24 protein-coding genes are annotated in these 26,151 nt (G+C 63.2%); 18 read left to right on the forward strand and 6 right to left on the reverse strand.

All coding sequences use genetic code 11. The features are described from left to right. Positions 1 to 34: 34 nt before the first annotated feature. Entirely contained in the window at positions 35 to 607 is a 573-nt protein-coding gene (locus tag BLS48_RS19075) for a GNAT family N-acetyltransferase (RefSeq protein ID WP_091580524.1), read from the reverse strand. Continuing rightward, positions 604 to 1,491, reverse strand: a complete 888-nt coding sequence (serB, locus tag BLS48_RS19080; RefSeq protein WP_091580526.1) for a phosphoserine phosphatase SerB — start codon at positions 1,489 to 1,491, stop codon at positions 604 to 606. Before serB ends, BLS48_RS19075 begins: the two co-directional genes overlap by 4 nt. On the opposite strand from serB, the gene miaA reads away from it, so the two are divergent. Both miaA and BLS48_RS19090 read left to right on the forward strand, forming a co-directional pair. Beyond that, positions 1,490 to 2,473: a tRNA (adenosine(37)-N6)-dimethylallyltransferase MiaA gene (gene miaA / locus BLS48_RS19085; RefSeq protein WP_091580529.1), complete on the forward strand. Its 984-nt coding sequence runs from the start codon at positions 1,490 to 1,492 to the stop codon at positions 2,471 to 2,473. The two genes, serB and miaA, sit on opposite strands and share 2 nt — an antisense overlap. Before the next feature lie 105 nt (positions 2,474 to 2,578). Beyond that, the gene (locus BLS48_RS19090; protein WP_091580531.1) at positions 2,579 to 3,370 is read left to right on the forward strand and encodes a GGDEF domain-containing protein; all 792 of its coding nucleotides are present in this window, start codon (positions 2,579 to 2,581) and stop codon (positions 3,368 to 3,370) included. A 240-nt stretch (positions 3,371 to 3,610) separates the two neighbouring features. On the opposite strand, the gene BLS48_RS19095 is transcribed toward BLS48_RS19090, so the two are convergent. Next, a complete protein-coding gene (locus BLS48_RS19095; RefSeq protein ID WP_091580534.1) occupies positions 3,611 to 5,443 on the reverse strand; it encodes an ATP-binding protein in 1,833 nt (610 codons plus the stop codon). Positions 5,444 to 5,597: 154 nt separating this feature from the next. Between BLS48_RS19095 and BLS48_RS19100 the strand changes: the two genes are divergently transcribed. From BLS48_RS19100 to BLS48_RS19110, 3 genes are read left to right on the forward strand one after another with little or no spacing between them, the layout of a single operon-like run. After that, positions 5,598 to 6,161 carry a helix-turn-helix domain-containing protein gene (locus tag BLS48_RS19100; protein ID WP_091580537.1) on the forward strand — a complete coding sequence of 188 codons (564 nt, stop codon included), beginning with the start codon at positions 5,598 to 5,600 and terminating at the stop codon, positions 6,159 to 6,161. Between the two features lie 4 nt (positions 6,162 to 6,165). Next, positions 6,166 to 6,474, forward strand: coding sequence for a hypothetical protein (locus BLS48_RS19105; protein WP_091580539.1), 309 nt, complete (start codon positions 6,166 to 6,168; stop codon positions 6,472 to 6,474). A 48-nt stretch (positions 6,475 to 6,522) separates the two neighbouring features. Next, positions 6,523 to 7,053: a GNAT family N-acetyltransferase gene (locus BLS48_RS19110; protein ID WP_091580542.1), complete on the forward strand. Its 531-nt coding sequence runs from the start codon at positions 6,523 to 6,525 to the stop codon at positions 7,051 to 7,053. Between the two features lies 1 nt (position 7,054). On the opposite strand, the gene BLS48_RS19115 is transcribed toward BLS48_RS19110, so the two are convergent. Continuing rightward, on the reverse strand, positions 7,055 to 7,957 hold the full coding sequence (locus tag BLS48_RS19115; protein WP_091580545.1) for a LysR family transcriptional regulator: 903 nt from the start codon (positions 7,955 to 7,957) through the stop codon (positions 7,055 to 7,057). A 121-nt stretch (positions 7,958 to 8,078) separates the two neighbouring features. Here BLS48_RS19115 and tmpA point away from each other — a divergent pair, with 121 nt between their 5' ends. Beyond that, positions 8,079 to 9,230, forward strand: a complete 1,152-nt coding sequence (gene tmpA / locus BLS48_RS19120; RefSeq protein ID WP_091580547.1) for a 2-trimethylaminoethylphosphonate dioxygenase — start codon at positions 8,079 to 8,081, stop codon at positions 9,228 to 9,230. Then, positions 9,227 to 9,817 (forward strand): (R)-1-hydroxy-2-trimethylaminoethylphosphonate oxygenase, encoded by a 591-nt coding sequence (tmpB, locus tag BLS48_RS19125; RefSeq protein WP_091580550.1) that lies wholly within the window; start codon positions 9,227 to 9,229, stop codon positions 9,815 to 9,817. The genes tmpA and tmpB overlap by 4 nt, the downstream gene beginning before the upstream one ends. A 79-nt stretch (positions 9,818 to 9,896) precedes the next feature. On the opposite strand, the gene BLS48_RS19130 is transcribed toward tmpB, so the two are convergent. Next, entirely contained in the window at positions 9,897 to 11,699 is a 1,803-nt protein-coding gene (locus BLS48_RS19130; protein WP_091580615.1) for an NAD(P)/FAD-dependent oxidoreductase, read from the reverse strand. Positions 11,700 to 12,200: 501 nt separating this feature from the next. On the opposite strand from BLS48_RS19130, the gene BLS48_RS19135 reads away from it, so the two are divergent. The 9 genes from BLS48_RS19135 (at position 12,201) to BLS48_RS19175 (ending at position 22,944) form a co-directional block, all read left to right on the forward strand. Continuing rightward, entirely contained in the window at positions 12,201 to 13,982 is a 1,782-nt protein-coding gene (locus BLS48_RS19135) for an acetolactate synthase 3 large subunit (RefSeq protein ID WP_091580552.1), read from the forward strand. Positions 13,983 to 14,067: 85 nt separating this feature from the next. After that, positions 14,068 to 14,640 carry an acetolactate synthase small subunit gene (gene ilvN, locus BLS48_RS19140; protein WP_091580555.1) on the forward strand — a complete coding sequence of 191 codons (573 nt, stop codon included), beginning with the start codon at positions 14,068 to 14,070 and terminating at the stop codon, positions 14,638 to 14,640. Positions 14,641 to 14,761: 121 nt separating this feature from the next. After that, positions 14,762 to 15,358 carry a LysE family translocator gene (locus BLS48_RS19145; RefSeq protein ID WP_091580558.1) on the forward strand — a complete coding sequence of 199 codons (597 nt, stop codon included), beginning with the start codon at positions 14,762 to 14,764 and terminating at the stop codon, positions 15,356 to 15,358. Positions 15,359 to 15,562: 204 nt separating this feature from the next. Then, positions 15,563 to 16,822 carry an efflux RND transporter periplasmic adaptor subunit gene (locus tag BLS48_RS19150; RefSeq protein WP_091580560.1) on the forward strand — a complete coding sequence of 420 codons (1,260 nt, stop codon included), beginning with the start codon at positions 15,563 to 15,565 and terminating at the stop codon, positions 16,820 to 16,822. Then, positions 16,819 to 19,983, forward strand: coding sequence for an efflux RND transporter permease subunit (locus BLS48_RS19155; protein ID WP_091580563.1), 3,165 nt, complete (start codon positions 16,819 to 16,821; stop codon positions 19,981 to 19,983). Before BLS48_RS19150 ends, BLS48_RS19155 begins: the two co-directional genes overlap by 4 nt. Positions 19,984 to 20,058: 75 nt before the next feature. Continuing rightward, complete coding sequence (nthA, locus tag BLS48_RS19160) at positions 20,059 to 20,667, forward strand: nitrile hydratase subunit alpha (RefSeq protein WP_091580565.1); 609 nt, start codon at positions 20,059 to 20,061, stop codon at positions 20,665 to 20,667. Further along, entirely contained in the window at positions 20,664 to 21,323 is a 660-nt protein-coding gene (gene nthB, locus BLS48_RS19165) for a nitrile hydratase subunit beta (protein WP_091580568.1), read from the forward strand. The genes nthA and nthB overlap by 4 nt, the downstream gene beginning before the upstream one ends. Then, entirely contained in the window at positions 21,310 to 21,675 is a 366-nt protein-coding gene (locus BLS48_RS19170; protein ID WP_167365146.1) for a nitrile hydratase accessory protein, read from the forward strand. Before nthB ends, BLS48_RS19170 begins: the two co-directional genes overlap by 14 nt. A 141-nt stretch (positions 21,676 to 21,816) precedes the next feature. Beyond that, a complete protein-coding gene (locus BLS48_RS19175) occupies positions 21,817 to 22,944 on the forward strand; it encodes an ATP-dependent DNA helicase (protein WP_091580570.1) in 1,128 nt (375 codons plus the stop codon). 58 nt (positions 22,945 to 23,002) lie between these two features. On the opposite strand, the gene BLS48_RS19180 is transcribed toward BLS48_RS19175, so the two are convergent. Then, entirely contained in the window at positions 23,003 to 23,407 is a 405-nt protein-coding gene (locus BLS48_RS19180; RefSeq protein WP_091580619.1) for a SpoIIAA family protein, read from the reverse strand. Positions 23,408 to 23,519: 112 nt separating this feature from the next. Between BLS48_RS19180 and BLS48_RS19185 the strand changes: the two genes are divergently transcribed. Both BLS48_RS19185 and BLS48_RS19190 read left to right on the forward strand, forming a co-directional pair. Further along, positions 23,520 to 24,260 (forward strand): pyridoxine 5'-phosphate synthase, encoded by a 741-nt coding sequence (locus BLS48_RS19185; protein ID WP_091580572.1) that lies wholly within the window; start codon positions 23,520 to 23,522, stop codon positions 24,258 to 24,260. A gap of 97 nt (positions 24,261 to 24,357) precedes the next feature. Further along, on the forward strand, positions 24,358 to 26,151 hold a 1,794-nt coding region (locus tag BLS48_RS19190; RefSeq protein WP_091580575.1), incomplete at its 3' end, for a potassium transporter Kup.

The following is a 26,151-nucleotide window of genomic DNA, read 5'->3' on the forward strand; positions in this document are numbered from 1 at the left end:
GGCGACAACTCTGATCTGAAAGAAAAAGGGGCGGCTAACGAGCCGCCCTTTTTTGTTGTTCCCAGTCGGCGCGCCAGAGCCTGTAGAAGACGTGCCGCTTGAGCGCGGCATGGCTGTCTGGAATGCCGGGGTGATCGAAGTCGGCTGATGGGTCGGCGGTCATGCCGAGGCGTTCCATGACGGCAGTGGAGCGTCGGTTGTTCTCGACGGCAAAGGAGACGATCTCGCCAAGGCCGAGTGTTTCAAAGCCGAAGGCCAGCCAGGCTTCCGAGGCTTCGGTGACATAGCCTTTGCCCCAGAATTCGGGCGCCAGCCTCCAGCCGATCTCGACGGTGCCGGCCGGCAGGAACGGCATATGGTCGGTTCGCGTGATGCCGACAAAGCCGATGCACTGGCCGGTGGCGGCGATTTCGGCCGCCGCAAAGCCGAAGCCGTCGCGGTCGATCACGCCTCGCAACTCGTCCATCTTGGCATCCGCCTGGACGCGGTCGCGGCGGAACGGGAAGAACTCCATCACCCGTTCGTCGGAATTGATCCGGTGGAACAGCTCGCGGTCGCGATCCTCCCAGTTGCGCAGGATCAGGCGCTCGGTACGCATTGTTTTCATTGCGCAAACTCTTCCTGCCGGTAGCCCTGCAAATAGAGCAATGCGGTCAGGTCGCCATGGTCGATGCGAACCTTTGCCTGCGCCGCCACGGTCGGCTTGGCATGAAGCGCGACACCTGTCCCGGCCAAGCGGATCATGTCGAGATCATTGGCGCCGTCGCCAACCGCGATGGCGTCAGCGGGCGTCAGGCCGAGGCGTGCTGAAATTTCGATCAAGGCGTCGGCCTTGGCGGCGCGGCCGAGGATTGGTTCGCCGACCAGCCCGGTGAACCGGCCGTCCTGCTCGAGCAGGCGGTTGGCGCGGTTCTCCTGAAAGCCAAGCATGGCCGCGATGCGTGTGGTGAAGACTTCGAACCCACCGGACACCAGTGCCGTGCAGGCGCCATTGGCCCGCATGGTCTGAACCAAGGCGCGGCCGCCGGAGGCCAAGGTCAGGCGATTGGCGACGATGCGGTCGACCACTGCGGCGTCGAGACCTTTCAGCAGCGCCACCCTCTCGCGCAAGGCCGGCTCGAAGGCGATCTCGCCGTTCATCGAACGCGCGGTAATGACGGCAACGCGATCCTTGAGGCCGATCTCGTCGGCCAGTTCGTCAATGCATTCCTGGTCGATCATGGTTGAATCCATGTCGGCGATGAGGATCTTCTTGCGGCGCGTTTCAGCCTGCTGGACGATCACGTCGACCGGTTCGCCGGCAAGTGCGGCGCGCAAGGCGGCTGTCGCATCGGCGGCGTCGGCCTGGCTCGGCAGGACAAGATCGCAGGCAATCCCTTCGGCCAGCCAGACAACAGCGCTTGCGCCGACCGACCGTGACGCCATATTCGCAAGCGACAGCGACAGAGCGCGGTCGGCGGGACGGGAAACAAGCGTGGCGACGAGCGGCATGGAACATTCCGACGGACAAGCGGGCGAGGGCCGCGTGAAGAACGCGATCCTGATAGCCGGGCCGACCGCAAGCGGCAAGTCGGCCTTCGCGCTCGATCTGGCCGAGCGCAAGGGCGGCGTCATCGTCAACACCGATTCCATGCAGGGCTATTCAGTACTCGACGTGCTGACGGCCCGGCCAGGGGCAGCCGACCTGGCCCGCGCCCCGCATTTCCTCTACGGGCACGTCCACCCGGCCACCGCCTATTCCACCGGCGCCTGGCTGCGCGACGTGATGAAGCTGATCGACGACGGCACGCTCTCAGCGCGGGCGGACGGCACGCCCTCCGCGCGGCCAGTGATTTTCGTCGGTGGCACCGGGCTCTACTTTCGCGCGCTTGCCGAGGGCATCTCGGAAATACCCGATATTCCACAGCGGATCCGTGACCGCTGGCGCTACGAATTGAAGGAGCAGGGCGCCGTCAAGCTGCACAGCCTGCTGCTGCGCGAGGATTCGGCGGCCGCCATGACGCTGAAGCCGACCGACAGCCAACGCATCGTGCGGGCGCTGGAGGTGCTGGACGCGTCGGGCCGCTCGATCCTGGAATGGCAAGCGCAACGCGGCTGGCCGCTCATCGACAGGGAGAGCGCGCGTTTCTTCGTGATCGAGCCGGACCGGGCAGCTTTGGTCGGCCGCATCGAAGCGCGCTTTGACCGGATGCTGGACATGGGTGCGCTGGATGAGGTCAAGCGACTTGTGGCGCTCAACCTCAATCCAGACTTGCCGGCGATGAAAGCGATCGGCGTTCGCGAACTGCAGGCGGCGATGGCAGGAAAGGTCGGCTTTCCCGAGGCGATCGAGCTCGCCAAGATCGCGACCCGGCAATATGCCAAGCGGCAAGCGACCTGGTTCAGGAATCAACTGGGGCCGGAATGGCAAAGATTACGTCCCGGTGACGATCTGGAAACCACGATCCGACAGCTTGTTTCCATTACAACCTGAAAAGTTGACCTGCAACGAAAGGTTCCCGTTGCGGTTGTCCAAATTAACCCTCCGTAAGGCCCGCCATGCCATAAGGTCAGTGGGCATTTTTCCAACGGGGAGCAGATGCGTTTCCACAAGGCGGAATCAGCATTTTTCGTCTTTATTTTCGTGATCCTGGCCGCTGGTCTGGTGACGCTGCATGCCTATGGGCTTTTGCAAGCCTTCGCCACCGAGCTGCATACGGCTTCCGGCCAAGAGAAGATCATCTACCTCAACAAGCTCTTGTTCGCGACGGGCGTGCTTCTGGCCACGGCGTTGTTTTTCGGCATCTTCTTCATCTACCCGCTGATCCGAAAACAGGCGACGGAAGAAGGCAAGCTGCGCGCCATGACGGTTTCGCTCAGCGCCCGGTCGGAAACGCTCGAGCATGCCGCCCTGACCGATGGTCTGACCGGCATGCAGAACCGGCGCTATTTCGACGATGCGCTGAAAGAATATCTCGAAGAGTTCAGGCGCATCGAAAAGCCCGTCGGGCTGATGATCCTCGACCTCGACCATTTCAAGCAGGTCAACGACACCCATGGCCACGATGTCGGCGACGAGGTGCTCAAGGCCGTCGCCAATTGCCTCAAGGACATGACGCGCTATCACGACGTGGTGGCGCGGTTGGGCGGCGAGGAGTTCGCCGTGGTCACACCCAACATGGACGCCGCACTTCTGGGCAAGTTTGCCGAGCGCATCCGCAAGGCGATCGCCAACATGTCGGTCCTCTCCGGCAATGTCCGCCTGAAGATCACCACCAGCGTCGGGCTTGCCGTCTGGGACCGCAAGGAAACAGCGGAGGAGTTTTACCGCCGCGCCGACCGCCAACTCTATGAGGCGAAGAGGCAAGGCCGCAACCGCGTCTGCGCCTAAAATCCCGAAGAAGAATTCATGAGGCCGGTTGCCTGACGCGGCTTTCTCGACTTCCGGTGCTCACGGACTAGATGTCCGCTCCGCTCCGGCTTCTCGAAAGCCACGTCATTCAATCCGGCCTGATGAATTCCCTTTCGGGATTTATCCAAGCGGGCCAACGAAGCAGATCTTGGATACTTGACGCGGCTTCTCAACCGGTCAGCAGAACGCCAAAAAAGGCTGCAGGATCGGCCTGCAGGCTCAATCGTTCTGGGGGCGCAGGCCGAAGGTCGCGGGCTTGAGGCCGTAGCGCATGTCGAAATCGTCGTCCGATTGAACGCGGGTGGCTGGCGGTTTGCGGTAGTCCGGGTCGCCGGCCTGGCGGCCCGAGTCGACGACTTCGGCGAAGGCCATCGCCTGCTGCTGAGGTTTCGGCACGTTGCGCAGCCGCTCGACAATCGCCACCAGATCGACATCATCGCCGGTTTTCGACGACATGGCGTCTTCGCGCTTGGCCGTGCCGGGGATCAATTCCGCGGGCAGTTTTTCGAACTTCAGTCGCATGGTCGTCGCCACGCCTTCGCCAAAGGCAATGGCTTCGCGCTGGCCCATGGACGACAGGAAGGCAAGTGTCGATGCCGAGGAGTCGGCAATTGCCGAGCGGATGATCGCCTGGTCCTGCTCGTTGGCAAGCCGCATGGCAAAGAAGGTCGAGCATTGCGACAGAATGGTCGGATCGAGCTCGCCCGGGCGCTGGGTGACGACGCCGAGATAGCAGCCATACTTGCGGCCCTCCTTGGCGATGCGCGACAGCGCGTGCCTGGTCGGGGCGAAGCCGAGACGCGGATCGGCCGGCATATAGCGATGCGCTTCTTCGCACAGCAACAGAAGTTGCAGCTTGCCCTCGCTCCACAATGCGAGGTCGAAGGCCAGGCGCGCCAGCACCGAACAGACGGAATTGACCACTTCGGACGGCATGCCGGCCATCTCGAAGCAGGTTACCGGGCGGCCGTGATGCGGCACGCGGAAGATGTTGCCGATCGTCTCGTGGATGGTGTCCTCGATCAGGCGCGAGTTGAACATGAAACGGTAACGCGGATCGGCGGCCGCCGATTCGATGCGCGTCTTCAACGACTTGAGCGTCGGGCGATCGGTCTTGCTTTCGAGCATGCCCATGCGCTCGTCGATCTGCTTGATCAGGTCGGCGATGCGGTAAGGCACCGGTGTGTCGGCGGTCAGCGCATCGCTGCCGCGCCGCAGATAGGTGCCCGAATTTGGGTTGCGGTACAGATTTTTGGCGGCCGGAATGAGGTCGCGCAAGGCGTCGATCTCTTCCGGCACGGTCTCGCGCCCGCGGAACAGCACCTCGGCGAATTCCTCAAGCCGGAACATCCAGAATGGAAGATCGAGCGTCTTGGAATCGACCCTGACGCAATATTCGGGCAGCGACGCCGCGAACTCGTTGTGCGGGTCGAGGATCAGGATGCGCAGGTCGGGCCGCGCCGCGATCGACTTGCGCAGCAGCAGCGAGACGGCGGTGGATTTGCCGACGCCGGTGGTACCGACAATGGCGAAGTGGCGCGCCAGCGTATCGTCGATGGCGATGTTGGCGGCGATCGACTCGTCCTGCGAGAGCGTGCCGATGGTGATCGAATGACGCCCGGCGAGATCATAGACCGCCTGCAGGTCACGGGTGCGGATGCGGTGGGCGATGGCGCCGATATGCGGATAGGTGGTGATGCCGCGATCGAAGATCGGCTTGGCGTTGGGGTCAGCTCCGTCACGCACTTCGCCGATCAGCTCGATGCTGACCTCGATCGGGTTCTGGCCCTCGTTGCTCCAGGCGCGATCCGACTTGCCGATCCCATAGACCAGGCCGACGGTTCGCGTGGATCCGAGATTGATGGAAATCATCTTGCCGACCGTCCACAGGCCGGTCACCGCGCCGTCGATGTCGTCCGCGTAGGCGCTGATGGTGGCGCGCGCGCCGTCGCATTGCACGACATTGCCCAGGACGCGCCTGTCGTTCTGCTCTGCGTTGCGGCGCTCCTGCGATGTCGGTTCTCCGCCGGAAGCTTCGCGTTCGACAAACATGGACAGGCCAATCCCAATTTCCCTGAAGCATCGACCCTACAGGAATGGGGTTAAGGCGTGATGAGGTCGGATGGTGTAGAGAGGATTAAGCGGTCCGTGCAAATTGTTGCGAGACGGCTCTTCTCCAGTCTCGATATTTCGCTATAATGAACATATGGATGATATAGCGAACGATATTTCCTCGACCATCGGCAGAAGGATTCACGCCGAGAGGATCATTCGGGACTGGTCGCTGGCCGAGCTGGCGGAGCGGTCTGGTGTGTCGAAAGCGATGCTGAGCACGATCGAGCGCGGCAAGACCAGCCCGACGGCGGCCCTTCTGGTGCGGATCGCGTCGGCCTTCGGCATGACGCTGTCGACCCTCATCGCGCGCGCCGAATTGCAAGGCGGCGGGTTGCTGCGCGAGAGCGACCAACCGGTGTGGCGCGATCCCGGTACCGGCTATGTCAGGCGGCATCTCTCGCCATCTTGCGACATGCCGCTCGAACTGATCAGGGTGCAACTGCCGGCGGGCGCCAAGGTCAGTTTCCCCGCCGCTTCCTACGCCTTCATCAAGCAACAGATATGGCTGATCTCAGGGCGGCTCGAATTCGTCGAAGGCGATGTGGTGCACAGGCTCGAGCCCGGCGACTGCCTGGCGCTTGGTGCGCCCGCGGACTGCACCTTCCATGCCTTGGGGCCGGGCGCCGACTATCTCGTCGCGCTGGTCAGGGGCTGACATCATGGCAAGACGACCAAAGCGATCCCACAATGGGGGGCCGCCTCTTGATGAGTACAAAGGGCCGCCATGGGGCAAGGGTGATCCCTACATCTTTCTTGCTTGGCAGGCGGCCCACGCCAAGGCGTGGAAGGCCCCGAGCCGCGAGGTCATGCTGCTGCGCATGGACAAGGCCGAACGGCTGGGCCTGACCTATGAGGAGTACACGCTCGAGATTCTGGAGCGGGGGCGGCATCTTCGGGAAGAAGACACCGAACGGATTGCCGCGATCAAGGCGGCACGCAAGCGACGCCGCGCGCGCCACCTCGATTGACGGCGGCGAGCCCGCATCGACCCACTTCACTGCAATCAGGACGCACGGATGAGTTTCCTCGAAATCAGAGCCCTGACCGCGACGATGGAAACGCGGAATATGCTGGCCGATCTGCTGATCGAAACGGTCGCTGCCGGCGGTTCGGTCAGCTTCATGCATCCGCTGGCGCCGGAAGCGGCAAGCGCATTTTGGGAGAAGTCGCTGGCTGCGGCGGCAAGAGGGGAAAGAGCGGTGCTTGGCGCCTGGGACGGCGAGGTTCTGGTCGGCACCGTGACGCTGCTGCTCGACTGCCCGCCCAACCAGCCGCACCGGGCCGAGATCGCCAAGCTGATGACAGGCGTCGCCCGTCGGGGCAGGGGCGTTGGTACGCACCTGATGCGCGCCGCCGAAAGCCTTGCCGTTGAGAAGGGGCGCACGCTGCTGGTTCTGGATACGGCAACGGAGGAGGGCGCTTCAGGCCTCTACGAAAAACTCGGTTTCACGCTGGCCGGCGAAATACCGGACTATGCTTTCAAGCCGCATGGCGGGCTGACCGGTACGCTGATCTACTGGAAGCGTATCGGCACGCCATTCCGGTAACTCATGCCGCTCCCGGTCCCGTCGGAGGCGCACCGGAGAGGCGCGACAGCAGCCAGTCGCGGAAGTCCTGCTCGGCGCCGGTCAGGCGCGCGGTGGTCGCCCTGGTCAGAAAATGCCCCGAGGTGCTGGAAAGTTCGAAATCTGAAAGCCTGACCAGCGCCTTGCTGTCGAGCGCCGCATCAATGAGCGGCCGCGAGCCCAGCAGCACGCCGGCGCCGGCGCTCGCCGCCTCCATGGCGGCGACGAAACTGTCGAAGCGGTGCGATCGCCTGGGATGGCCGGCCAAGCCCGCGGCGGTGAACCATTCCGCCCACATCTCGCGCGCGCCGGCAACCAGAAGCAACGGCAGGGATGTCCAGTCGGCGCCACCGGCCAGCGCTGGAGCCGCCACCGGCACCAGCCGCTCGGCGGTCAGCCTCTCGGCTTCGCGGGCGGGAAAGGATCCGTTGCCGAAACGGATGTCGAGCACCGAGCCCGGCAAGTCGTAGTCGGTGGGGCGATGGATCGTCACCAGGTCGAGCTGGACGCGCGGCAGCGCCTTCGCAAGATCGGGCAACGCCGGAACCAGCATCAGCAGGGCAAAGGAGATCGGCGCCCGGATGGAGACAGTCTGGACGGCGCGCGGCTCGAACAATTCCGCGGTGCTGTTGCCGATGGTGGCGAAGGCCGACTGGATGTGCGGCAAGTAGGCCGCGCCCTCCGGCGACAGCGCGACGCCGCGCGCCAGCCGCAAGAACAGACGGGTCTTCAGCCGCTCCTCGAGAAGCCGGATATGCTGGCTGACGGCCGCCTGGGTCAGGCCAAGCTCGGCTGCCGCCGCGGTGAAATTCGACAGCCGCGCCGCGGCCTCGAAACTGCGGAGCCAGTCGAGGGGAGGCAAGGCCGGGATGGTTCTTCGAGCCATTAGTTGAATGTGGTCATTGGCCAAAAAATGATAATTTGAGTTATGCCTTTCGCGCCGTCAACATGCAATCGAAACCCTGCGGATCGGGCCGCGGAGGCGTAGAGGACAGGAACGGATTTCGATGCTTACCCACGCGCTGATTGGCGACGAAGGCAGAACAATCGAACTTGGCTGGAAGGACGGGACGCGCACCCGCTTTCATGCGGTGTGGCTGCGCGACAACGCGCTGGACGACAAGACGCGTAGCGCCGGCAACGGTCAGCGGCTCATCACCATCCTAGACATTCCGGCCGCGACGCGGATCAGTACCGCACTGATCAAGGGAAGCGCCCTCGAGATCAGCTTCGTGCCCGAGCAGAAGACGGTCCGCTTTCCGGCCGCATGGCTGAGCGCCAACGCCTATGATCGTGTCGAGGCGCGCCAACCCGGCTGGACGGATGTCGGGATCAAGCGTTGGACCGGGGCAGCGATGCAGGGTTCCGTGCCGCGCGCCGACTATGCAACCGCCAGCCGCGACCGCGGCGCCCTCCGGCAGTGGCTGTCGGCGGTGCGAGCCTATGGCTTTGCCGTGATGGATGGCTTGCCAGCCGAGTCCGGGGCCCTGTGCAAAGTGTCGGACCTGTTCGGCTATATCAGGGAAACCAATTACGGCCGTTGGTTCGAGGTGCGCGCCGAGGTCAATCCGAGCAATCTCGCCTACACCAATCTCGGCCTCCAGGCGCACACCGACAATCCCTATCGCGATCCGGTGCCGACGCTGCAGATCCTGTCCTGCATCGAGAATACGGTGGAGGGTGGCGAGTCGAGCGTCGTCGACGGTTTTGCCGTCGCGGCAGCGCTGCAGGCCGAAAACCCCGAAGGCTTCCGGCTCCTGAGTTCATGGCCGGCACGTTTCGAATATGCCGGCTCGTCGGGTGTGCGACTTCAGGCGAAGCGGCCGATGATCGAACTCGGCCCCGATGGCGAGCTGATCTGCATCCGCTTCAACAACCGCTCGCTGGCGCCAACGGTCGACGTGCCGTTCGCCGACATGGACGCCTACTACGCCGCCTATCGCCGGTTCGCCGAACTGATCGAGGATCCCTCCTTCGAAGTCACGTTCAAGCTCGAAGCGGGCCAGGCCTTCATTGTCGACAACACGCGCGTCATGCATGCGCGCAAGGCGTTTTCCGGTACCGGGAAGCGCTGGCTGCAGGGTTGCTATGCCGACAAGGACGGCCTGCTGTCGACGCTGGCGGCGATCGAACACGGGTTCAAGGAGGCGGCGGAATGAGCGGCCAGGACTTGAACGCGGACAACATCGTCGAATTCATCGCTGACATCTTTGAACGCCGGGGCGCGGAATCCTATCTCGGGGAACCCGTCACCATGTCCGAGCACATGCTGCAGGGCGCGTGGTTCGCCGAGCAGGACGGCGCGCCGGACGAGCTGGTGGCGGCGGCCCTGCTGCACGACATCGGCCACTATACCAGCGAGTTCGGCACCTATTCGCCCGACGATGTCGAGGACAAGCACCATGACGAGGCCGGCGGCGAGGTGCTGGCGCCGTTCTTTCCGCCCGTCATCGTCGAATGCGTCAGGCTGCATGTCGCGGCCAAGCGCTATCTCTGCGCCACCGACCCGACCTATTTCGGCAAGCTTTCGCCGGCCTCGGTCCACACGCTTTCACTTCAGGGTGGACCGATGAGCGCCGAGGAGGTGGCGGAGTTTCACAAAAATCCCTTCCACGAGGAAGCGGTCCGGGTCCGCATCTGGGATGAGAGTGGCAAGATCGCCAACATGAAGACACGAGCATTTCGCGACTATGTCCCGTTGCTGCAGCAAGTGGTGGCCAAGTTCGCGGCCGGCAAGGCGGCGTAGCCGTTCGCGATAGAACAAGAGGGAGGCACGGCCGGCACCGTGCCTCCCTCTTCTTGGCTTCCGCCGGATGGCCTTACGACTATCCCTTGTGATAGACCTGCTGCAGCCCGTAGACCGGCGTCGGCAGGCCGACCTGCCGGGCCTTCAATTGCAGCGCCAGGAACTGCGAGTAGTGGCGCGACTGGTGCAGATTGCCGCCATGGAACCACAACGCCTCCTGCTGCGTCGGTTTCCACATGTTGCGCTGTTCGCCTTCCCAGGGGCCGGGATCCTTGGTGGTGTTCGAGCCGAGACCCCAGCATTTGCCGACCTTGTCGGCGACCTCTTTCGAGATCAGCTCCGCCGCCCAGCCATTCATCGAGCCGTAGCCGGTGGCGTAGACGATGACATCGGCCGGCAGTTCGGTGCCGTCGCTGAGCAGGATGGAATGTTCCTTGATCTCCTTCACGTCGACACCACTCTTCAGCTTGATGGCGCCGTCGATGATCAGCTGCGAGGCGCCGATATCGATGTAGTAGCCGGAGCCGCGCCTGAGATACTTCATGAACAGGCCCGAACCGTCATCGCCCCAGTCGAGCATGAAGCCAGCCTTTTCCAGCCCCTTGTAGAAGTCGGCATCGCGCTTCTTCATCTTTTCGTAGAGCGGGATCTGGAACTCGTGCAGGATCTTGTAGGGCAGGGAGGCGAAGATGAGGTCGGCCTTGGCCGTGGTCATGCCGTTCTGCACCGCCTGTTCCGAATAAAGCGCGCCAAGGCCGATATCCATCAGCGTGTCGGACTTGACGATGTGTGTGGTGGAGCGCTGGACCATGGTGACGTCAACGCCAGCTTCCCACAGCGCTGCGCAGATGTCGTGGGCGGAATTGTTCGAACCGATGACGACCACTTTCTTGCCGACATATTTATCGGGACCAGGATGTTTCGAGGAATGGTGCTGCTCGCCCTTGAAGTTCTCCATGCCCTTGAACTTGGGCAGATTGGGTCGACCCGACATGCCCGTGGCCAGCACCAGCTGCTTCGGCTTCAGCGTGATGTCCTTGCCGTCGCGGTGCACGACGACGGTCCACTCCTTCGTCTTGTCGTCATAAGAGGCGCTCTTGGCCTCGGTCGAGGACCAGTAGTTCAGTTCCATGACCTTGGTGTACATTTCCAGCCAGTCGCCGATCTTGTCCTTGGGCGAGAAGACCGGCCAGTTCTTCGGGAAATCGATATAGGGCAGATGGTCGTACCAGACGGGATCGTGCAGGCAGAGCGACTTGTAGCGCTTGCGCCAGCTGTCGCCGGCCCTCTCGTTCTTCTCGATGATGATGGTGGGCACGCCGAGCTGCCGCAGTCGCGCGCCGAGCGCGATGCCGCCCTGGCCGCCACCGATGATCACCGTGTAGGGCTGCGTCTTGAAGCCGAGTTCGGCGGCTTCCTTTTCGCGTTCCTCCTTCCATGTCAGGCGGTTCTTGCCCGAACCATGCTTGGCGCCCATTGGCCGCGCGAAGCCCGCCGGCTCCTCGTGGCCTTTCAATTCGACCATGGTGGTCAGCAGCGTCCAGATCTTGCCGTCCTTCAGCCTGATATGGCCAAAGCCGCGCGCCACCCCGGTCTCGAAACTGATCCAGCTGTCGATCAGCCCACCGCTTTCTGTCGCGTCCTCACCCTTGGCGATGGCAAAGTGTGACGGCTTGATCTTCGACAGCTGGCTTTTCAGCATGTCGCGGACCTGATCGCGGCCTTCCATGGTCTTGATATTCCAGGTGAAGGTGACGAGGTCGCGCCAATAACAATCCTCCTGAAAGCAGCTGACGGCCTTCTCAATGTCGTTGGCGGCAAGGGCGGCGCCGAATTGATCGAGCAGGTCGGACAGTTTCTTGTTTGGGGCCTTGTCGAGCATCAGCATTCCTCCCGTAAAATCCAAATCGTCATGGTGGCTCCTCCCGACTTGCAAGCCGGACGATCAAGTATCGGCAGAGATGGCGGCCTTCGTCACGCCCCACCATAGTTTCCAGTGATTTCAACGGCTTGCCCAAAACAAGTCGAAGGTGAGCCGTTCACCGTCCGTCGGCAACGATGCAGGCGAAGAAGATTCCAAATGCGATCCGCACGTTTCCCGCTGCAAGGTGCCGGGCCGCTTGGCCGGGGCCAGGCAACGCACCTGCGCGCCGGCTGCCGGCTCTATTTTTCCCGTTGACAGGCTGCCTTTCCCGCCCTTAGTGTCCGCCACCATGAAAACGGCACTCATTCTCGTAGGAAGGCGCGTGGGCAAGGCGGTGTAACCGCCGGGCGAAAACCTCCCATGCGCAACACACAGGCTCCCTCGGGGGCCTTTTTTATTGCCTGAAACACGACTAAACGACCAGCAACGCCCAAATGGCGACAGTACGGGACCAGACCGATGAGCAACGGACAGAGTGAGCGGCGCGAAATGACAGGCGCCGAAATGGTGGTGCAGGCGCTGAAGGACAATGGCGTCAAGCATGTCTTCGGCTATCCGGGCGGCGCCGTCCTTCCGATCTACGACGAGATCTTCCAGCAGGACGAGGTCGAGCACATCCTGGTGCGCCACGAGCAGGGCGCCGGCCACGCAGCCGAGGGCTATGCGCGCTCGACCGGCAAGGCCGGCGTCATGCTGGTGACCTCAGGCCCGGGCGCCACCAACGCGGTGACGCCGTTGCAGGACGCGCTGATGGATTCTATCCCGCTGGTCTGCCTGACCGGGCAGGTGCCGACCTCGCTGATCGGTTCGGATGCGTTCCAGGAATGCGATACGGTCGGCATCACGCGCCCCTGCACCAAGCACAACTGGCTGGTGAAGGACGTCAACGAGCTCGCCGCGACGATTCACGAGGCCTTCCATGTCGCGACGACCGGTCGGCCCGGTCCGGTGGTCGTCGACATCCCCAAGGACGTGCAGTTTGCAAAGGGCTTCTACGTCCCGCCACAGATGGCGCCGCGCACCAGCTACCAGCCCAAAGTCCAGGGCGATCTGGAAAGGATCAAGGCGGCGGTCGAGCTGATGGCCAGCGCCAAGAAGCCGATCATCTACAGCGGCGGCGGGGTGATCAATTCCGGCCCGGAGGCGAGCCATCTGCTGCGCGAACTGGTCGATCTCACCGGCTTCCCGATCACCTCGACGCTGATGGGGCTCGGCGCCTATCCGGCATCGGGCAAGAACTGGCTGGGCATGCTCGGCATGCACGGCACCTACGAAGCCAACATGGCCATGCATGATTGCGACGTGATGATCTGCATCGGCGCGCGCTTCGACGACCGCATCACCGGCAGGCTGACCGCCTTCTCGCCGAACTCGAAGAAGATCCACATCGACATCGACCCGTCTTCGATCAACAAGAACGTTCACACCGAGGTGCCGATCATCGGCGATGTCGGCCGGGTGCTGGAGGATATGGTGCGGCTGTGGCGGGCGACCGCCAAGACCGACAAGAAGGCGCTCTATCCCTGGTGGGAGCAGATCGCCAAATGGCGCGCGCGCGACTCGCTCGCCTACAAGATGAACAACGACGTGATCATGCCGCAATATGCCATCCAGCGGCTCTACGAACTGACCAAGGGCATGGACACCTACATCACCACCGAGGTCGGCCAGCACCAGATGTGGGCCGCGCAGCACTATCATTTCGAGAAGCCGAACCGCTGGATGACCTCAGGCGGGCTGGGCACGATGGGCTACGGCCTGCCGGCGGCACTCGGCGTGCAGATCGCGCATCCCGACGCGCTGGTCGTCGACATCGCCGGCGACGCTTCGGTGCAGATGACGATGCAGGAGATGAGCGCTGCCGTGCAGCACGACGCGCCGATCAAGATCTTCATCCTGAACAACCAGTATATGGGCATGGTGCGGCAGTGGCAGCAGCTGCTGCACGGCAACCGGCTGTCGCATTCCTATACCGAAGCGATGCCCGATTTCGTCAAGCTGGCGGAAGCCTATGGCGGCCACGGAATTCGTTGCGAGAAGCCGGACGAGCTGGACGACGCGATCAAGGAGATGATCTCGGTCAGGAAGCCGGTGCTGTTCGACTGTCGCGTCGCAACGCTCGCCAACTGCTTCCCGATGATCCCGTCTGGCAAGGCGCACAACGAGATGCTGCTGCCCGACGAGGCGACCGACGAGGCGGTGGCCAACGCCATCGACGCCAAAGGCAGGGAACTGGTGTAGTGCGGCCGAGCCGAGGCAGGGCTGTCGCGAGAAGCCGTGCGCAAACAGAGAATTAGATCAAGAGTTTGAAATCGAGATTCATGTCATGAACGCACAGCTACAACCGACTGGCTCCGCCTACTTCATCGCCAAGGAAACGGAAAAGCCGGAGAACCACACGCTCTCCGTGCTGGTCGACAACGAGCCGGGCGTGCTTGCCCGGGTCATCGGCCTGTTTTCCGGGCGCGGCTACAACATCGAGAGCCTGACCGTCTCCGAGACCGAGCACGAGAAACATCTGTCGCGCATCACCATCGTGACGCGCGGCACGCCGCATGTGCTGGAGCAGATCAAGCATCAGCTCGAGCGCATCGTGCCGGTCCACCGCGTGGTCGATCTCACCGTGCGCTCGCATGAGTTCGGGCAGGAGCGGCCGCTGGAGCGGGAACTGGCTCTGGTCAAGGTTGCCGGCACCGGCGAGGCCCGCGTCGAGGCGCTGCGGCTCGCCGATGCCTTCCGCGCCAGCGTGATCGACGCCAACACCGAGCATTTCATCTTCGAGATCACCGGCAAGGGCTCCAAGATCGACCAGTTCATTGCCATCATGAAGCCGCTCGGCCTGGTCGAAATCTGCCGCACCGGCGTGGCGGCACTGAACCGTGGCCCGCAGGGCATGTAGGGCCGGCCAAGCCGATCCAGATATTCCAAAGGCGCAAAATCTGGCTCGGCCATGGGCCGCGACTGGCCTTTGTGCGGCCGCCTGAAAGAGACAATAATGCTGACGTATCTGGGAGGGTATCATGTCGCTTGACGCATTCCTCGCCTTGTTGGTCTACGCCTTCGTGACTTCGATCACGCCGGGGCCGAACAACCTCATGCTCCTGGCATCGGGGGTGAATTTCGGCATCGTCAGGACCGTGCCGCACATGTTCGGCATCAGCATCGGTTTCCTGGTGCTGCTGGTGGCCGTCGGGCTTGGCCTTGGCGCGGTGCTGACGGCGTTTCCGGCACTGCACACCGCACTCAAGATCGCCGGCGGCGCCTATCTGCTCTACCTTGCCTGGAAGATCGCCATGTCGCGTTCGCTTGCCGGCAAGGGCGAGGCGAAGGGCCAACCGATGCGCTTCATCGATGCGGCCGCGTTCCAGTGGGTCAACCCCAAGGCCTGGGTGATGGCGATCACCGCCATGGCCGTCTATACCAATCCGCAGCATCCGTTCCTGTCGGTGGTGTTGATCTCGATCGCCTTCACCATCGTCAATTTGCCGAGCGTCTCGGTGTGGGCGGGTTTCGGCACCGCGCTGCGCGGTTTCCTGTCGAACCCGGTGCGGCTCAAGTGGTTCAACATCGCCATGGGCGTGCTGCTGGCGGCGACGCTTTGGCCGATGCTCCGTTAGGTCGCTGGCTGTCCTGTTGGGAATGAAGGCCGGGGTGCACAGCTATTGTGCAGTGCACATTAAATCTTCGTAATGCCGTGTTTTGGCCCTTTTCCGCCCAAGGCGTGTCCTATCTATTCGGCGAAATCGCGGCAAGAGGCCGTGATTTGCGCTAAAATAAGACCATCAGGCCACGGCGTGTCGGATGGAGAGGGCCTTTTGACCATGCGTGGAAAAGTCATCCTTTCGCTGCTTGTGGCCTGCGCAGGCGCTGCCTGGCTTTACCTTTCGCCCGACACGATGGGCAAGGTTCAGCAGATCATCGGCGGAAAGCCGGTCGCGGCGTCGGACAAGGCTGCCGGCAAGCAGGCCGGCGGCGGCAATGGCGCCCGCTCGGCCTCGATCGTTTCCGCGACAGCTACGACGGCTGATTTCCCGATCCGGCGTTACGCGATCGGCTTCGTCTCCTCTCCGGCCGTGGTCAACATCAATGCGCGCGTATCCAGCCAGATCGTGTCGATCGACGTCAAGGACGGGCAGATGGTGAAGGCCGGCGATCTTCTGCTCTCGCTCGATGACCGCGCGCTGAAGGCGCAGCTCGCCAAGGACCAGGCGACCCTCGCCAAGGACCAGGCGCTGCTCGACGGCTCGCAGTCCGATCTTCAGCGCGCCAAGGACCTGGTCGCCAAGCAGGCCGGCACGCAGCAAACCTACGATCAGGCGATGGCGGCACAAAAGGCCGCGGCGGCGACCGTCGATGCCGACAAGGCGACGATCGACGCCGACAACGTCCAGCTTGGCTTTGCGGCGATCAGGGCGCCGATTTCCGGCAGGCTGGGCGCCGTCAATGTCGCGGTCGGCGATCTCGTCACCACCAGCAATGGCAACAGCAGCACGGCGACCCCACTGGTGACGATCACTCAGATGGATCCGCTGCAGGTCAACTTCAATCTTCCCGAAAGCAATCTGGCCCTCCTGCACAAGGCGTTGGCGACGCCGCGGCAAGGTGCCGTGACGCTGATCAAGGACGGCGATCCGACGCCGGTCGGCAAGGGCACGCTCGATTTCGTCGATTCCAGCGTCGATACCGCTTCCGGCACGATCGCGACGCGGGCGAGCGTGCCGAACTCCGATCTCTCCTTGTGGCCTGGGCAATATGTCAACGTCGTGCTCGATGCCGGCATCATGCCGCAAATGACATCGGTTCCCACGGTCGCGGTGCAGCCTAGCCAGAAGGGGCCGTTCGTCTATGTGGTCAAGCCGGACAACACGGTCGAGATGCGGCCGGTGCAGGTGGCGCTGACCGAGGGTGAAAACAGTGCCATCAGCGAAGGTCTGAAAAGTGGCGAGAAAGTTGTCGTCGAAGGCCAGACAAGGCTGAAGGAGGGGGCCGCGGTGCATGAAGGCAAGGCTTCAGCCGGCGCCGATGGCCAGGCCGCTCCCAAGGTGGCCGAGGCCGACAAGGCCGGCGAGGCACGCCAATGATTTCCGAATTCTGCATCCGCAGGCCGGTTGCCACACTGCTCATGTCGTTCGCCCTCGTGCTGGGCGGGCTTTTTGCCTACAAATTCCTGCCGGTGGCCGCGCTGCCGAGCGCCGAGTTTCCGGTGGTCAATGTCTCGGCTTCGCTGCCGGGCGCTTCGCCGGAGACCATGGCGACCTCGGTGGCGACGCCGCTGATCAAGCAATTCGCCACCATTGCCGGCATCGACTCGATCTCGACGACCAACTCGCTCGGCTCGACCTCCATCGCCATCCAGTTCGTGCTCAACCGGGATATCGACGCGGCAGCGGCCGACGTGCAGGCGGCGATCGCGCGCACGCAGCGCCAATTGCCGCCGGAGATGACGGCGCCGCCGAGCTACCGCAAAGTCAATCCGGCCGACGCGCCGATCCTGTTGATGTCCCTGGTCAGCGACACGGTTCCGCTGACCGATCTCGATGCCTTTGCCGAGAATGTCATCTCGCCGTCGCTGTCGACAATCGACGGCGTGGCGCAGGTCTCGATCTTCGGCCAGCAGAAATACGCCGTGCGCGTCCAGATCGATCCGACGGCGCTTGCCGCGCGTGGCATCTCGATCGACCAGTTGCAGACGGCGATTGCCTCGGCCAACAGCAACACGCCGCTCGGCGTGCTGCAGAACGACAAGCAGCAGCTGACCATCACCGCCAACACGCAGCTGACCAATGCGGCGGGATTCTCCGATCTCATCATCGCCACCAAGAACGGGCATCCAGTACGGCTGGGGGAGGTGACCCGCGTCATCGACTCGGTCGAGACCTCGACGACGGCAAGCTGGTATGACGGCACGCGCGCCATCATACTGGCGGTGCAGCGTCAACCCGACGCCAACACCGTCGACGTCGTCGACCGCGTCAAGGCGATGCTGCCGTCCTTCCAGGACCAGATGCCGGCGGCGGCCAGCATCAAGCTGCTCAACGACCGCTCGACCTCGATCCGCGCCGCCGTCGACGACGTCCAGTTTACCCTGCTGCTCACCATCGCCCTGGTGATCATGGTGATCTTCCTGTTCCTGCGCCGGGTGACGGCGACGATCATCCCGGCGGTAGCGGTGCCGATCTCGCTGATCGCCACGCTCGGCGTGATGTTCCTGTTCGGCTTCTCCATCGACAACATCTCGCTGATGGGCCTGACGCTGGCGGTCGGCCTCGTCGTCGACGACGCCATCGTCATGCTGGAAAACATCTTCCGCCACATGGAGGAGGACGGGCTTTCGGCCTTCGAGGCATCGCTGAAAGGCGCGCGCGAGATCGGCTTCACGATCATCTCGATCTCGATCTCGCTGGTCGCCGTGTTCATCCCCGTGCTCTTGATGGGTGGCGTCATCGGACGCATCTTCAACGAGTTCGCGGTGGTGGTCACGGTCGCCATCCTGGCGTCGATGTTCGTGTCGCTGACGCTCACTCCGATGCTTTGCTCCAGGCTGCTGTCGGTGTCGACGGCCGAGCGGGAAGCCGCGCACAGCGAGGGTCAGAAGCATAATTTCTTCATGCGCGGCTATGATTGGCTGCTGACCTTCTGCCTGCGCCACACATTCCTGGTTTTCCTGGTCTTCATCGGAACGGCGGCGGCGTCGGTCTGGCTGATCCAGATTTCGCCGAAGGGCTTCTTTCCGCAGGAGGACATCGGCCAGGTCTCGGTGACGACCATTGCGCGCCAGGACATCTCATTCGATGCGATGGTGAAGCTGCAGGGGCAAGTGGCAAATGTCTTTTCCCACTCGCCCTATGTCTCGCATGTCGCCTATTCGGCGGGCGGCGGCGGCAATGCGCTGAACCAGGGCCGGCTCTATGTCCAGCTGAAGGACAAGAGCCAGCGCCCCGACATCGACAAGGTGCTGTCGGACCTGCGCAAGCAACTGGCCAATGTGCCAGGCATCGAGACCTATATGCAGCCGGTGCAGAACCTCAGGCTCGGCTCGCGCTCTTCGGCAAGCGCCTATCAGCTGGTGGTGCAGGGCCTCGATACGGGCCAGACCGACCTCTGGGCGCAGAAGCTGAACGACGCCATGGCGGCCGATCACACGACCTTCACCGACGTCACCGACGATCTGCAGAACAATGCCCTGCAGGCGACGCTGGTGGTCGATCGCGACAAGGCGGCTACGCTCGGCATCGATACCGACACGCTGCGTTCGAGCCTCTATGGCGGTTTCGGCACCCAGCAGGTCTCGACCATCTTCGGCTCGGCCGACAGCTACGAGGTCGTCATGGAGCTCGATCCGAAGATCGAGTGGTCGCCCGAGCGGATGCTGGCCATCCAGGTGAGGACGGCCAGTGGCAGCCTGGTGCCGCTCGGCGCCTTCGCCCGTGTCGACCGAACCGCCGGCGCCTTGACCGTCAATCAGCTTGGCCAGCTTCCGGCGGTGACGATCTCCTACAACCTGCCGCAAGGTGTGGCGCTCGGCGATAGCGTGACCCGCATCGACGCGCTGAAAGAACAGATCGGCATGCCGAAGGCGATCTCGACCACCTTCGCCGGCACGGCCAAGACATTCCAGGATTCACTCGCAAACCAGGGCCTGCTGATCGGCGGTGCGATCCTCACCATCTATATCGTGCTCGGCATCCTCTACGAAAGCTTCATCCATCCGCTCACCATCCTGACCGGCCTGCCTTCGGCGGTGCTGGGCGCACTGGTTGCGCTCAGGCTCGCGGGGATGGACCTGTCAGTGATTGCCGTCATCGGCATCCTGATGCTGATCGGCATCGTCAAGAAGAACGGCATCATGATGATCGACGTCGCGCTCGAATTGCGACGAGAAGGCATGTCGCCGGTCGAGTCCATCCACAAGGCCTGCATCATGCGCTTCCGCCCGATCATGATGACGACGCTGGCGGCGCTGATGGGCACTATCCCGATCGCGCTCGGCACCGGCGCCAGCGCCGAACTGCGCCAGCCACTCGGCGTGGCGGTTGTCGGCGGCCTCGTCGCCTCGCAGGCGCTGACCCTGTTCGTGACGCCGGTCATCTATGTCTACATGGAGCGTTTCTCCGGCTGGCTTATCGGGCTGTGGCCGAAGCGCGAGGACGAACCGCGCCCAACCGAAGCGCCTGCCCAGCCGTCACTGTTCGATGTCGATGAGGAGCCGCTGGTCGAGCCGCAGAAGGCGGCGGCCGAATAGCGCCGACCGGTCGCGAACGCGCTGGCCCAAGCCGTTGCGCTTGCGGCCTTGTGTCTGCGATCGTAATTTGCCGTCATGTCGCACGATCATGACCACCACGACAACGAACTCGATCCTTTTGCCGCGCGCGTGCGCGCGCTGGAGACGATCCTCACCCGCAAGGGGCTGATCGACCCGGCCGCGATCGACGTCATCGTCGACACCTACGAGACCAAGGTCGGCCCGCGTAACGGCGCCAGGGTGGTGGCCAAGGCGTGGGCGGACCCGGAATTCGCGGCGTGGCTGAAGCGCGACGCGACGGCGGCGATCGGCTCGCTCGGCTATACCGGCCGTCAGGGCGAACACATGCAGGCGGTGTTCAACACGAAGGACACCCACAACCTCGTCGTCTGCACCTTGTGCTCCTGCTACCCGTGGTCGGTGCTCGGCCTGCCGCCGGTCTGGTACAAGGCGCCGCCCTATCGTTCGCGCGCGGTCATCGATCCGCGCGGGGTGCTGGAGGAATTCGGGCTGACGCTGCCTACGACCAAGAAGATCCGCGTCTGGGATTCGACCGCCGAACTGCGTTATCTCGTGGTGCCGATGCGGCCCGAGGGCGCCGAGGGCTGGAGCGAGGAGCGGCTGGCCGACCTGGTGACACGCGATGCGATGATCGGCACTGCCCTGGCGCGGGAGCCGGCATGAACGGGCCGCAGGATCTCGGCGGGCAGATGGGCTTCGGGCCGGTGGCGCCGGAAAAGGACGAGCCGTATTTTCATGCCGAATGGGAAAGGCGGGCGCTCGGCGTGACCTTGTGCGCCGGTGCCATGGGGGCCTGGACTATAGACGAGAGCCGGCATGCGCGGGAATCGCTGCATCCGGCGGACTATTATGCCTCCAGCTATTATCAGATCTGGATCAAGGCGCTGGAGGTGCTGCTCAAGCGCCATGGCTTCGTCAGCGAGCGCGATCTGGCGGCAGGTACGGCGGTTGATCCGGCGGCAACCCCCAAAAGGGTGCTGAAAGCGGAGAACGTGCCGGCGGTGCTGGCCAAGGGCGGTCCCTGCGACCGGCCGGTTGCCACGCCGGCGCGGTTCGAGGCGGGCGACCTCGTGCGGACCAAGAACTTCAACCCGACCGGCCACACGCGGCTGCCGCGCTACGCACGCGGCAAGCATGGAACGATCGAGGCGGTGCGCGACGGCTTCGTGTTTCCCGACAGCAACGCGCATGGCCACGGCGAGAATCCGCAATGGGTCTACACCGTGGTTTTCGAAGGGGCTGAGATCTGGGGCGAGGGGGCCGACCCGACGCTGACCGTGTCGATCGACGCCTGGGAGAGCTATCTTGAGCCGGCATGAGGCAAACGAACACGCCGCCGGTTTGCCGGCGGGCGTCGATGCGCCGGTCTTTGCCGAGCCTTGGCAGGCGCAAGCCTTCGCGATGACGGTCGCGCTGCACGACAAGGGCCTGTTTTCGTGGAGTGATTGGGCAGAAGCGCTGTCGACCGAGGTGAAGAAGCCGGGCGCTGCGACCGATGGCCATGATTATTATGAGCATTGGCTGGCGGCGCTGGAAGGCTTGCTTGCGTCCAAGGGGCTGGCCGGAAAGTCCGATGTTGACGCGATGGCTGAGGCCTGGGAGCGCGCGGCACACGCGACCCCACACGGCAAGCCGATCCTGCTGGAGAACGATCCGGGGCCGACCGAATAGGTGATGGCGGCTCGACCCACCTGTTCCCTATGTTCACTTTACGTTCCAGCTTGGGCCTGATAGTCTGACCCTTGCCGCCAAGGATTGATCGTGGTGGCGGCCGAGCTTGTCTTTCCCTCGCGAATCCGGTCTGTCGCACTGATGGAATTCTCTCCCCAACAGGACGAGGCGCTGCAAGCGGTCGCCCGCTGGCTCAAGACTGGCAAGCCGCAGCTGTTCCGGCTGTTCGGTTATGCCGGCACCGGCAAGACGACGCTGGCCCGCTATTTCGCCGAACATGTCGACGGCCAGGTTCAGTTCGCCGCCTTCACCGGCAAGGCCGCGCAGGTGCTGCGCTCGAAGGGCGCGGTCAACGCCCGCACCATCCATTCGCTGATCTACCGACCAAAGGGCGAGGAATCGGTTGCCGACGAGGTCACCGGCAAGACCTCGATGTCGCCGACCTTTTCGCTCAACCGGCAGAGCCCGATCTCGCGCGCCAAGCTCGTCGTCATCGACGAGTGCTCAATGGTCGACGAGCAGCTTGGCCGCGACCTGATGAGCTTCGGCACGCCGATCCTGGTGCTCGGCGACCCCGGCCAGCTGCCGCCGATCTCGGGCGGCGGCTTCTTCACCGACCATGAGCCGGATTTCCTGCTCACGGAAATCCACCGGCAGGCGCGCGACAATCCGATCCTGCGGCTGGCGCTCGATGTCCGCGAGGGCCGCGAATTCATGCGTGGCGATTACGGGACGGCGCAGGTGATCGGCAAGGAAGACGTCACCCAGGAGTTGGTGCTGAAGGCCGATCAGGTGCTGGTCGGCACCAACCGCACGCGTCGCCGTTACAACCAGCGCCTGCGCGAACTGAAAGGCTTCAACGCCGACTACCCGCAAGCCGGCGACAAGCTGGTCTGCCTGCGCAACGATCCGGCCAAGGGGCTGCTCAACGGTTCGCTGTGGAAGGTGATGACCTCGTCGCGCGAGACGGTGAAGCCGGGCATCAACCTCCTGGTCTCCCCGGAAGAGGACGATCCCGATCGCGGCGTCGCCAAGATCAAACTGCTCAAGGCGGCATTCGAGGATCCGGACGCCGATATTCCCTGGCAGCAGAAGAAACGCTTTGATGATTTCGACTATGGCTACGCGCTGACCGTGCATAAGGCGCAGGGCTCGCAGTGGAACGAGATCGTGCTGTTCGACGAGAGCTGGGCCTTCAAGGAAACCCGCCAGCGCTGGCTCTATACCGCGATCACACGCGCGGCCGAACGGCTGACGATCGTCAGGTAAGTGTCTGCCGGGACTTTCGGACAGTGTTCCATTCGACGGCTGGCCTTTCCTCCCCGCGCTATTGATCCCCGATCGGTTCGGCATCGAGCCACTGCCAGGCCTCGGCTTCCTCCTCGGCACTGAAGTGCCTGAGCTCGACAGGAGCAGAAGCCGGCATGAGCCGCCGAGCGTCCGCAGTCCAGTCCGGTTCGCCGATCGCCGCGCAACGGCCGACATGCTCCAGCGCACGGATCGTGCCCTGTTTCAGCGTATCGTCCGAAATGTCGGCCCAGTCGACGCCCTCGTGGTCGATCAGGCGCACGGCAACATCGATTCGCGGGTGGAGGGCATAGGCCGCCTCCAGCAGGCCGAACAGGTTTTCGGCGTCCGCGGCTGAAACATAACCGACGACATCGATGGCAAAAAGGTCGTCGCGATCGGTGTCGATGCGCCGGATCGCCGGCACTGTGTCGAGAAAATTCATGGGCGCTTCCTTTCGCGGGACCAGTTCGTCTCCCTGGAACACCCGAAACCCCCTGTCTGTTCCCGCCAAAGGCATTATAGGTGGCGCGTCGAATGAATTCCGAGGCCGCTCCATGCCCGCAAAGCTCTCCGTCAATCTCAACGCCATCGCCATGCTGCGCAACCGGCGCGACCTGCCTTGGCCGAGCGTGACCGGTCTCGGCCGCATCGCGCTCGCAGCCGGGGCGCACGGCTTGACCGTGCATCCGCGTCCGGACGAGCGGCACACAAGACACTCCGATCTGCCTGAGATACGGTCTCTGATCGATGACGAGTTCCCGCGGGCGGAATTCAACATCGAGGGCTATCCGACCGAGGATTTCCTGGCGCTGGTGGAAAAGCATCAGCCGGAACAGGTGACGCTCGTGCCCGACGACCCGGCCCAGGCGACTTCGGACCATGGTTGGAACTTCAAAGCCCAGGCCGCGTTCCTTACGCCGATCGTCAAGCGCCTGAAGAAGGGGGGCTTCCGCGTGTCGTTGTTTTCCGATCCGGACCCCGATTGTGTGACGGCCGCGCGTGACACCGGCGCCGACCGTATCGAGCTCTATACGGGTCCATATGGCAGCTATCATTCCGATCCCGCCAGAGCGGCCAAGGAACTGGAAAGACTGGGAAAAACCGCCGACGCCGCCCTCGCTGCCGGTCTTCAGGTCAATGCCGGGCACGATCTGGTGGTGAGCAATCTGCCTGCGCTGGTCAAGCGCATTCCGGCATTGGCCGAAGTGTCGATCGGGCATGGGTTGACAGCCGACGCGTTGGAGTATGGCATGGCCGGCACGGTGGGGCGATTTCTAAAAGCCTGCGGGTGGTAGCGATGGGCCTGGCATTGAAGGTATGTTGGTCGTCGCATGCAACTCTTACCGTATCGCAGCCAAGGTAGAGCGCCGCGCGCCTGTCGGAGAGTGATCGATGGCCCTTTCCAATAGCGTTAGCGAGGCCGAAATCGTCGATCAACCGAGCCATCCCGAGCAGCATAGCACCAAAGTCTTGATGCTAGGCGCACTTGGCGTCGTCTACGGCGATATCGGCACCAGCCCGATCTACGCCTTCCGCGAGGCGCTTCATGCGTCGCCCGGCACTGACACGCGCGGCGACGTGCTGGGTGTTCTGTCGCTGATCGTCTGGGCGCTGACTATTATCGTGACCATCAAATATGTCGCTTTCGTGCTTCGCGCCGATAACAAGGGCGAGGGCGGCACGCTGTCGCTGATGTCGCTTGCACGTAGTGCTTATCCCAAAGGTGCCCGCCTCATCCTGGCGATCGGACTTTGCGGTGCGGCGCTGTTTTTCGGCGATGCAATCATCACGCCCGCCATCTCCGTGCTGTCGGCTGTCGAAGGTCTCGAGGTTGTTACCCCGACTCTGGATGCCTTTGTCGTTCCCGTCACGCTGATCATCCTGGCCGTTCTGTTCGCTGTACAGCGCTTCGGCACCGGAAAGGTGGCGGCGGTGTTCGGGCCGGTGACAGCACTTTGGTTCCTGGCTATCGGAGTCGCCGGAATCTACCATCTGATGGACGACCCATCGGTCCTGCTTGCGATCAATCCTTACTATGCGCTCGCTTACCTTTTCGGCACTCCAAGCGCGGCTTTCGTCACCGTCGGCGCAGTGTTCCTTGCGGTGACCGGGGCCGAGGCGCTCTATGTCGACCTAGGCCATTTCGGGCGCAAGCCGATCGTGCTGGCATGGTTTTCGGTGGTGTTTCCTTGCCTGCTGCTCAACTATTTCGGGCAGGGCGCCTTTGTCCTCGCCAATGGAGGCAGGCCAAAAAATCCATTCTTCCAGATGCTGCCGGAATGGGCGCTGATGCCGATGGTCGGTCTGGCAACGGCGGCGACCGTCATCGCCAGCCAGGCGGTTATCTCGGGTGCGTTTTCACTGACCCGCCAAGCGGTTCAGCTCAATCTCCTGCCCCGCATCCAGGTGCAACATACGTCCGAAATGCAACTCGGCCAGATCTATATGCCACGCGTCAACCTGCTTATCGCGCTGGGGGTGATGCTGCTTGTGGTCGGTTTCGGCAGTTCGAGTTCGCTGGCTTCCGCTTACGGAATTTCGGTGACCGGCGAAATGCTGATGACAACCATCCTGTTGTTTGTGGTGATGCGCAAACTGTGGAAATGGAAGCTGGCGTTCGCATTGGCACTGGTACTGCTGTTCGGCGTTATCGACACCGGTTTCTTCCTGGCGAATGTCGTGAAGATCGTCGAGGGCGGATGGGTATCAATTACGGTTGCCTGTATCATGGGACTGATCATGTCGACATGGATCCGGGGCAGCCGCTATCTGTTCGACAAGACCCGCCGCAACGAAATCCCGCTCGATTTCCTCGCCGGCAATTTGTTGAAGAAGAAGCCGCAGCTGGTATCCGGCACGGCCGTGTTCCTGACCAGTGATCCGCTCAGCGCGCCAACCGCGCTGATGCACAGCCTGAAGCACTACAAGGTGCTGCATGAGCAGAACGTCATCCTTTCGGTGGTGACCGCGCCGCAGCCGGTGGTGCCCGACAGCGACCGGGTCAAGATGGAGACAGTCAACGAGCTGTTCATGCGGGTGACGCTGACCTTCGGCTACATGGAGCAGCCCAACATCCCGCGCGCGCTGGCGATCTGCCGCAAGCAGGGCTGGAAGTTCGACATCATGACGACGTCGTTCTTCCTGTCGCGCCGTTCGCTCAAGGCTTCGCCCAATTCCGGCATGCCG

Origin of the sequence: Mesorhizobium qingshengii, from assembly GCF_900103325.1 — a bacterium.
Classification (GTDB): domain Bacteria; phylum Pseudomonadota; class Alphaproteobacteria; order Rhizobiales; family Rhizobiaceae; genus Mesorhizobium; species Mesorhizobium qingshengii.

What these genes read in the sequence shown, in the direction of transcription:
- BLS48_RS19075 (WP_091580524.1), bottom strand. Translation starts at nt 607, where the DNA reads ATGAAAACAATGCGTACCGAGCGCCTGATCCTGCGCAACTGGGAGGAT.
- miaA (WP_091580529.1), top strand. Translation starts at nt 1,490, where the DNA reads ATGGAACATTCCGACGGACAAGCGGGCGAGGGCCGCGTGAAGAACGCG.
- serB (WP_091580526.1), bottom strand. Translation starts at nt 1,491, where the DNA reads ATGCCGCTCGTCGCCACGCTTGTTTCCCGTCCCGCCGACCGCGCTCTG.
- BLS48_RS19090 (WP_091580531.1), top strand. Translation starts at nt 2,579, where the DNA reads ATGCGTTTCCACAAGGCGGAATCAGCATTTTTCGTCTTTATTTTCGTG.
- BLS48_RS19095 (WP_091580534.1), bottom strand. Translation starts at nt 5,443, where the DNA reads ATGTTTGTCGAACGCGAAGCTTCCGGCGGAGAACCGACATCGCAGGAG.
- BLS48_RS19100 (WP_091580537.1), top strand. Translation starts at nt 5,598, where the DNA reads ATGGATGATATAGCGAACGATATTTCCTCGACCATCGGCAGAAGGATT.
- BLS48_RS19105 (WP_091580539.1), top strand. Translation starts at nt 6,166, where the DNA reads ATGGCAAGACGACCAAAGCGATCCCACAATGGGGGGCCGCCTCTTGAT.
- BLS48_RS19110 (WP_091580542.1), top strand. Translation starts at nt 6,523, where the DNA reads ATGAGTTTCCTCGAAATCAGAGCCCTGACCGCGACGATGGAAACGCGG.
- BLS48_RS19115 (WP_091580545.1), bottom strand. Translation starts at nt 7,957, where the DNA reads ATGGCTCGAAGAACCATCCCGGCCTTGCCTCCCCTCGACTGGCTCCGC.
- tmpA (WP_091580547.1), top strand. Translation starts at nt 8,079, where the DNA reads ATGCTTACCCACGCGCTGATTGGCGACGAAGGCAGAACAATCGAACTT.
- tmpB (WP_091580550.1), top strand. Translation starts at nt 9,227, where the DNA reads ATGAGCGGCCAGGACTTGAACGCGGACAACATCGTCGAATTCATCGCT.
- BLS48_RS19130 (WP_091580615.1), bottom strand. Translation starts at nt 11,699, where the DNA reads ATGCTCGACAAGGCCCCAAACAAGAAACTGTCCGACCTGCTCGATCAA.
- BLS48_RS19135 (WP_091580552.1), top strand. Translation starts at nt 12,201, where the DNA reads ATGAGCAACGGACAGAGTGAGCGGCGCGAAATGACAGGCGCCGAAATG.
- ilvN (WP_091580555.1), top strand. Translation starts at nt 14,068, where the DNA reads ATGAACGCACAGCTACAACCGACTGGCTCCGCCTACTTCATCGCCAAG.
- BLS48_RS19145 (WP_091580558.1), top strand. Translation starts at nt 14,762, where the DNA reads ATGTCGCTTGACGCATTCCTCGCCTTGTTGGTCTACGCCTTCGTGACT.
- BLS48_RS19150 (WP_091580560.1), top strand. Translation starts at nt 15,563, where the DNA reads ATGCGTGGAAAAGTCATCCTTTCGCTGCTTGTGGCCTGCGCAGGCGCT.
- BLS48_RS19155 (WP_091580563.1), top strand. Translation starts at nt 16,819, where the DNA reads ATGATTTCCGAATTCTGCATCCGCAGGCCGGTTGCCACACTGCTCATG.
- nthA (WP_091580565.1), top strand. Translation starts at nt 20,059, where the DNA reads ATGTCGCACGATCATGACCACCACGACAACGAACTCGATCCTTTTGCC.
- nthB (WP_091580568.1), top strand. Translation starts at nt 20,664, where the DNA reads ATGAACGGGCCGCAGGATCTCGGCGGGCAGATGGGCTTCGGGCCGGTG.
- BLS48_RS19175 (WP_091580570.1), top strand. Translation starts at nt 21,817, where the DNA reads ATGGAATTCTCTCCCCAACAGGACGAGGCGCTGCAAGCGGTCGCCCGC.
- BLS48_RS19180 (WP_091580619.1), bottom strand. Translation starts at nt 23,407, where the DNA reads ATGAATTTTCTCGACACAGTGCCGGCGATCCGGCGCATCGACACCGAT.
- BLS48_RS19185 (WP_091580572.1), top strand. Translation starts at nt 23,520, where the DNA reads ATGCCCGCAAAGCTCTCCGTCAATCTCAACGCCATCGCCATGCTGCGC.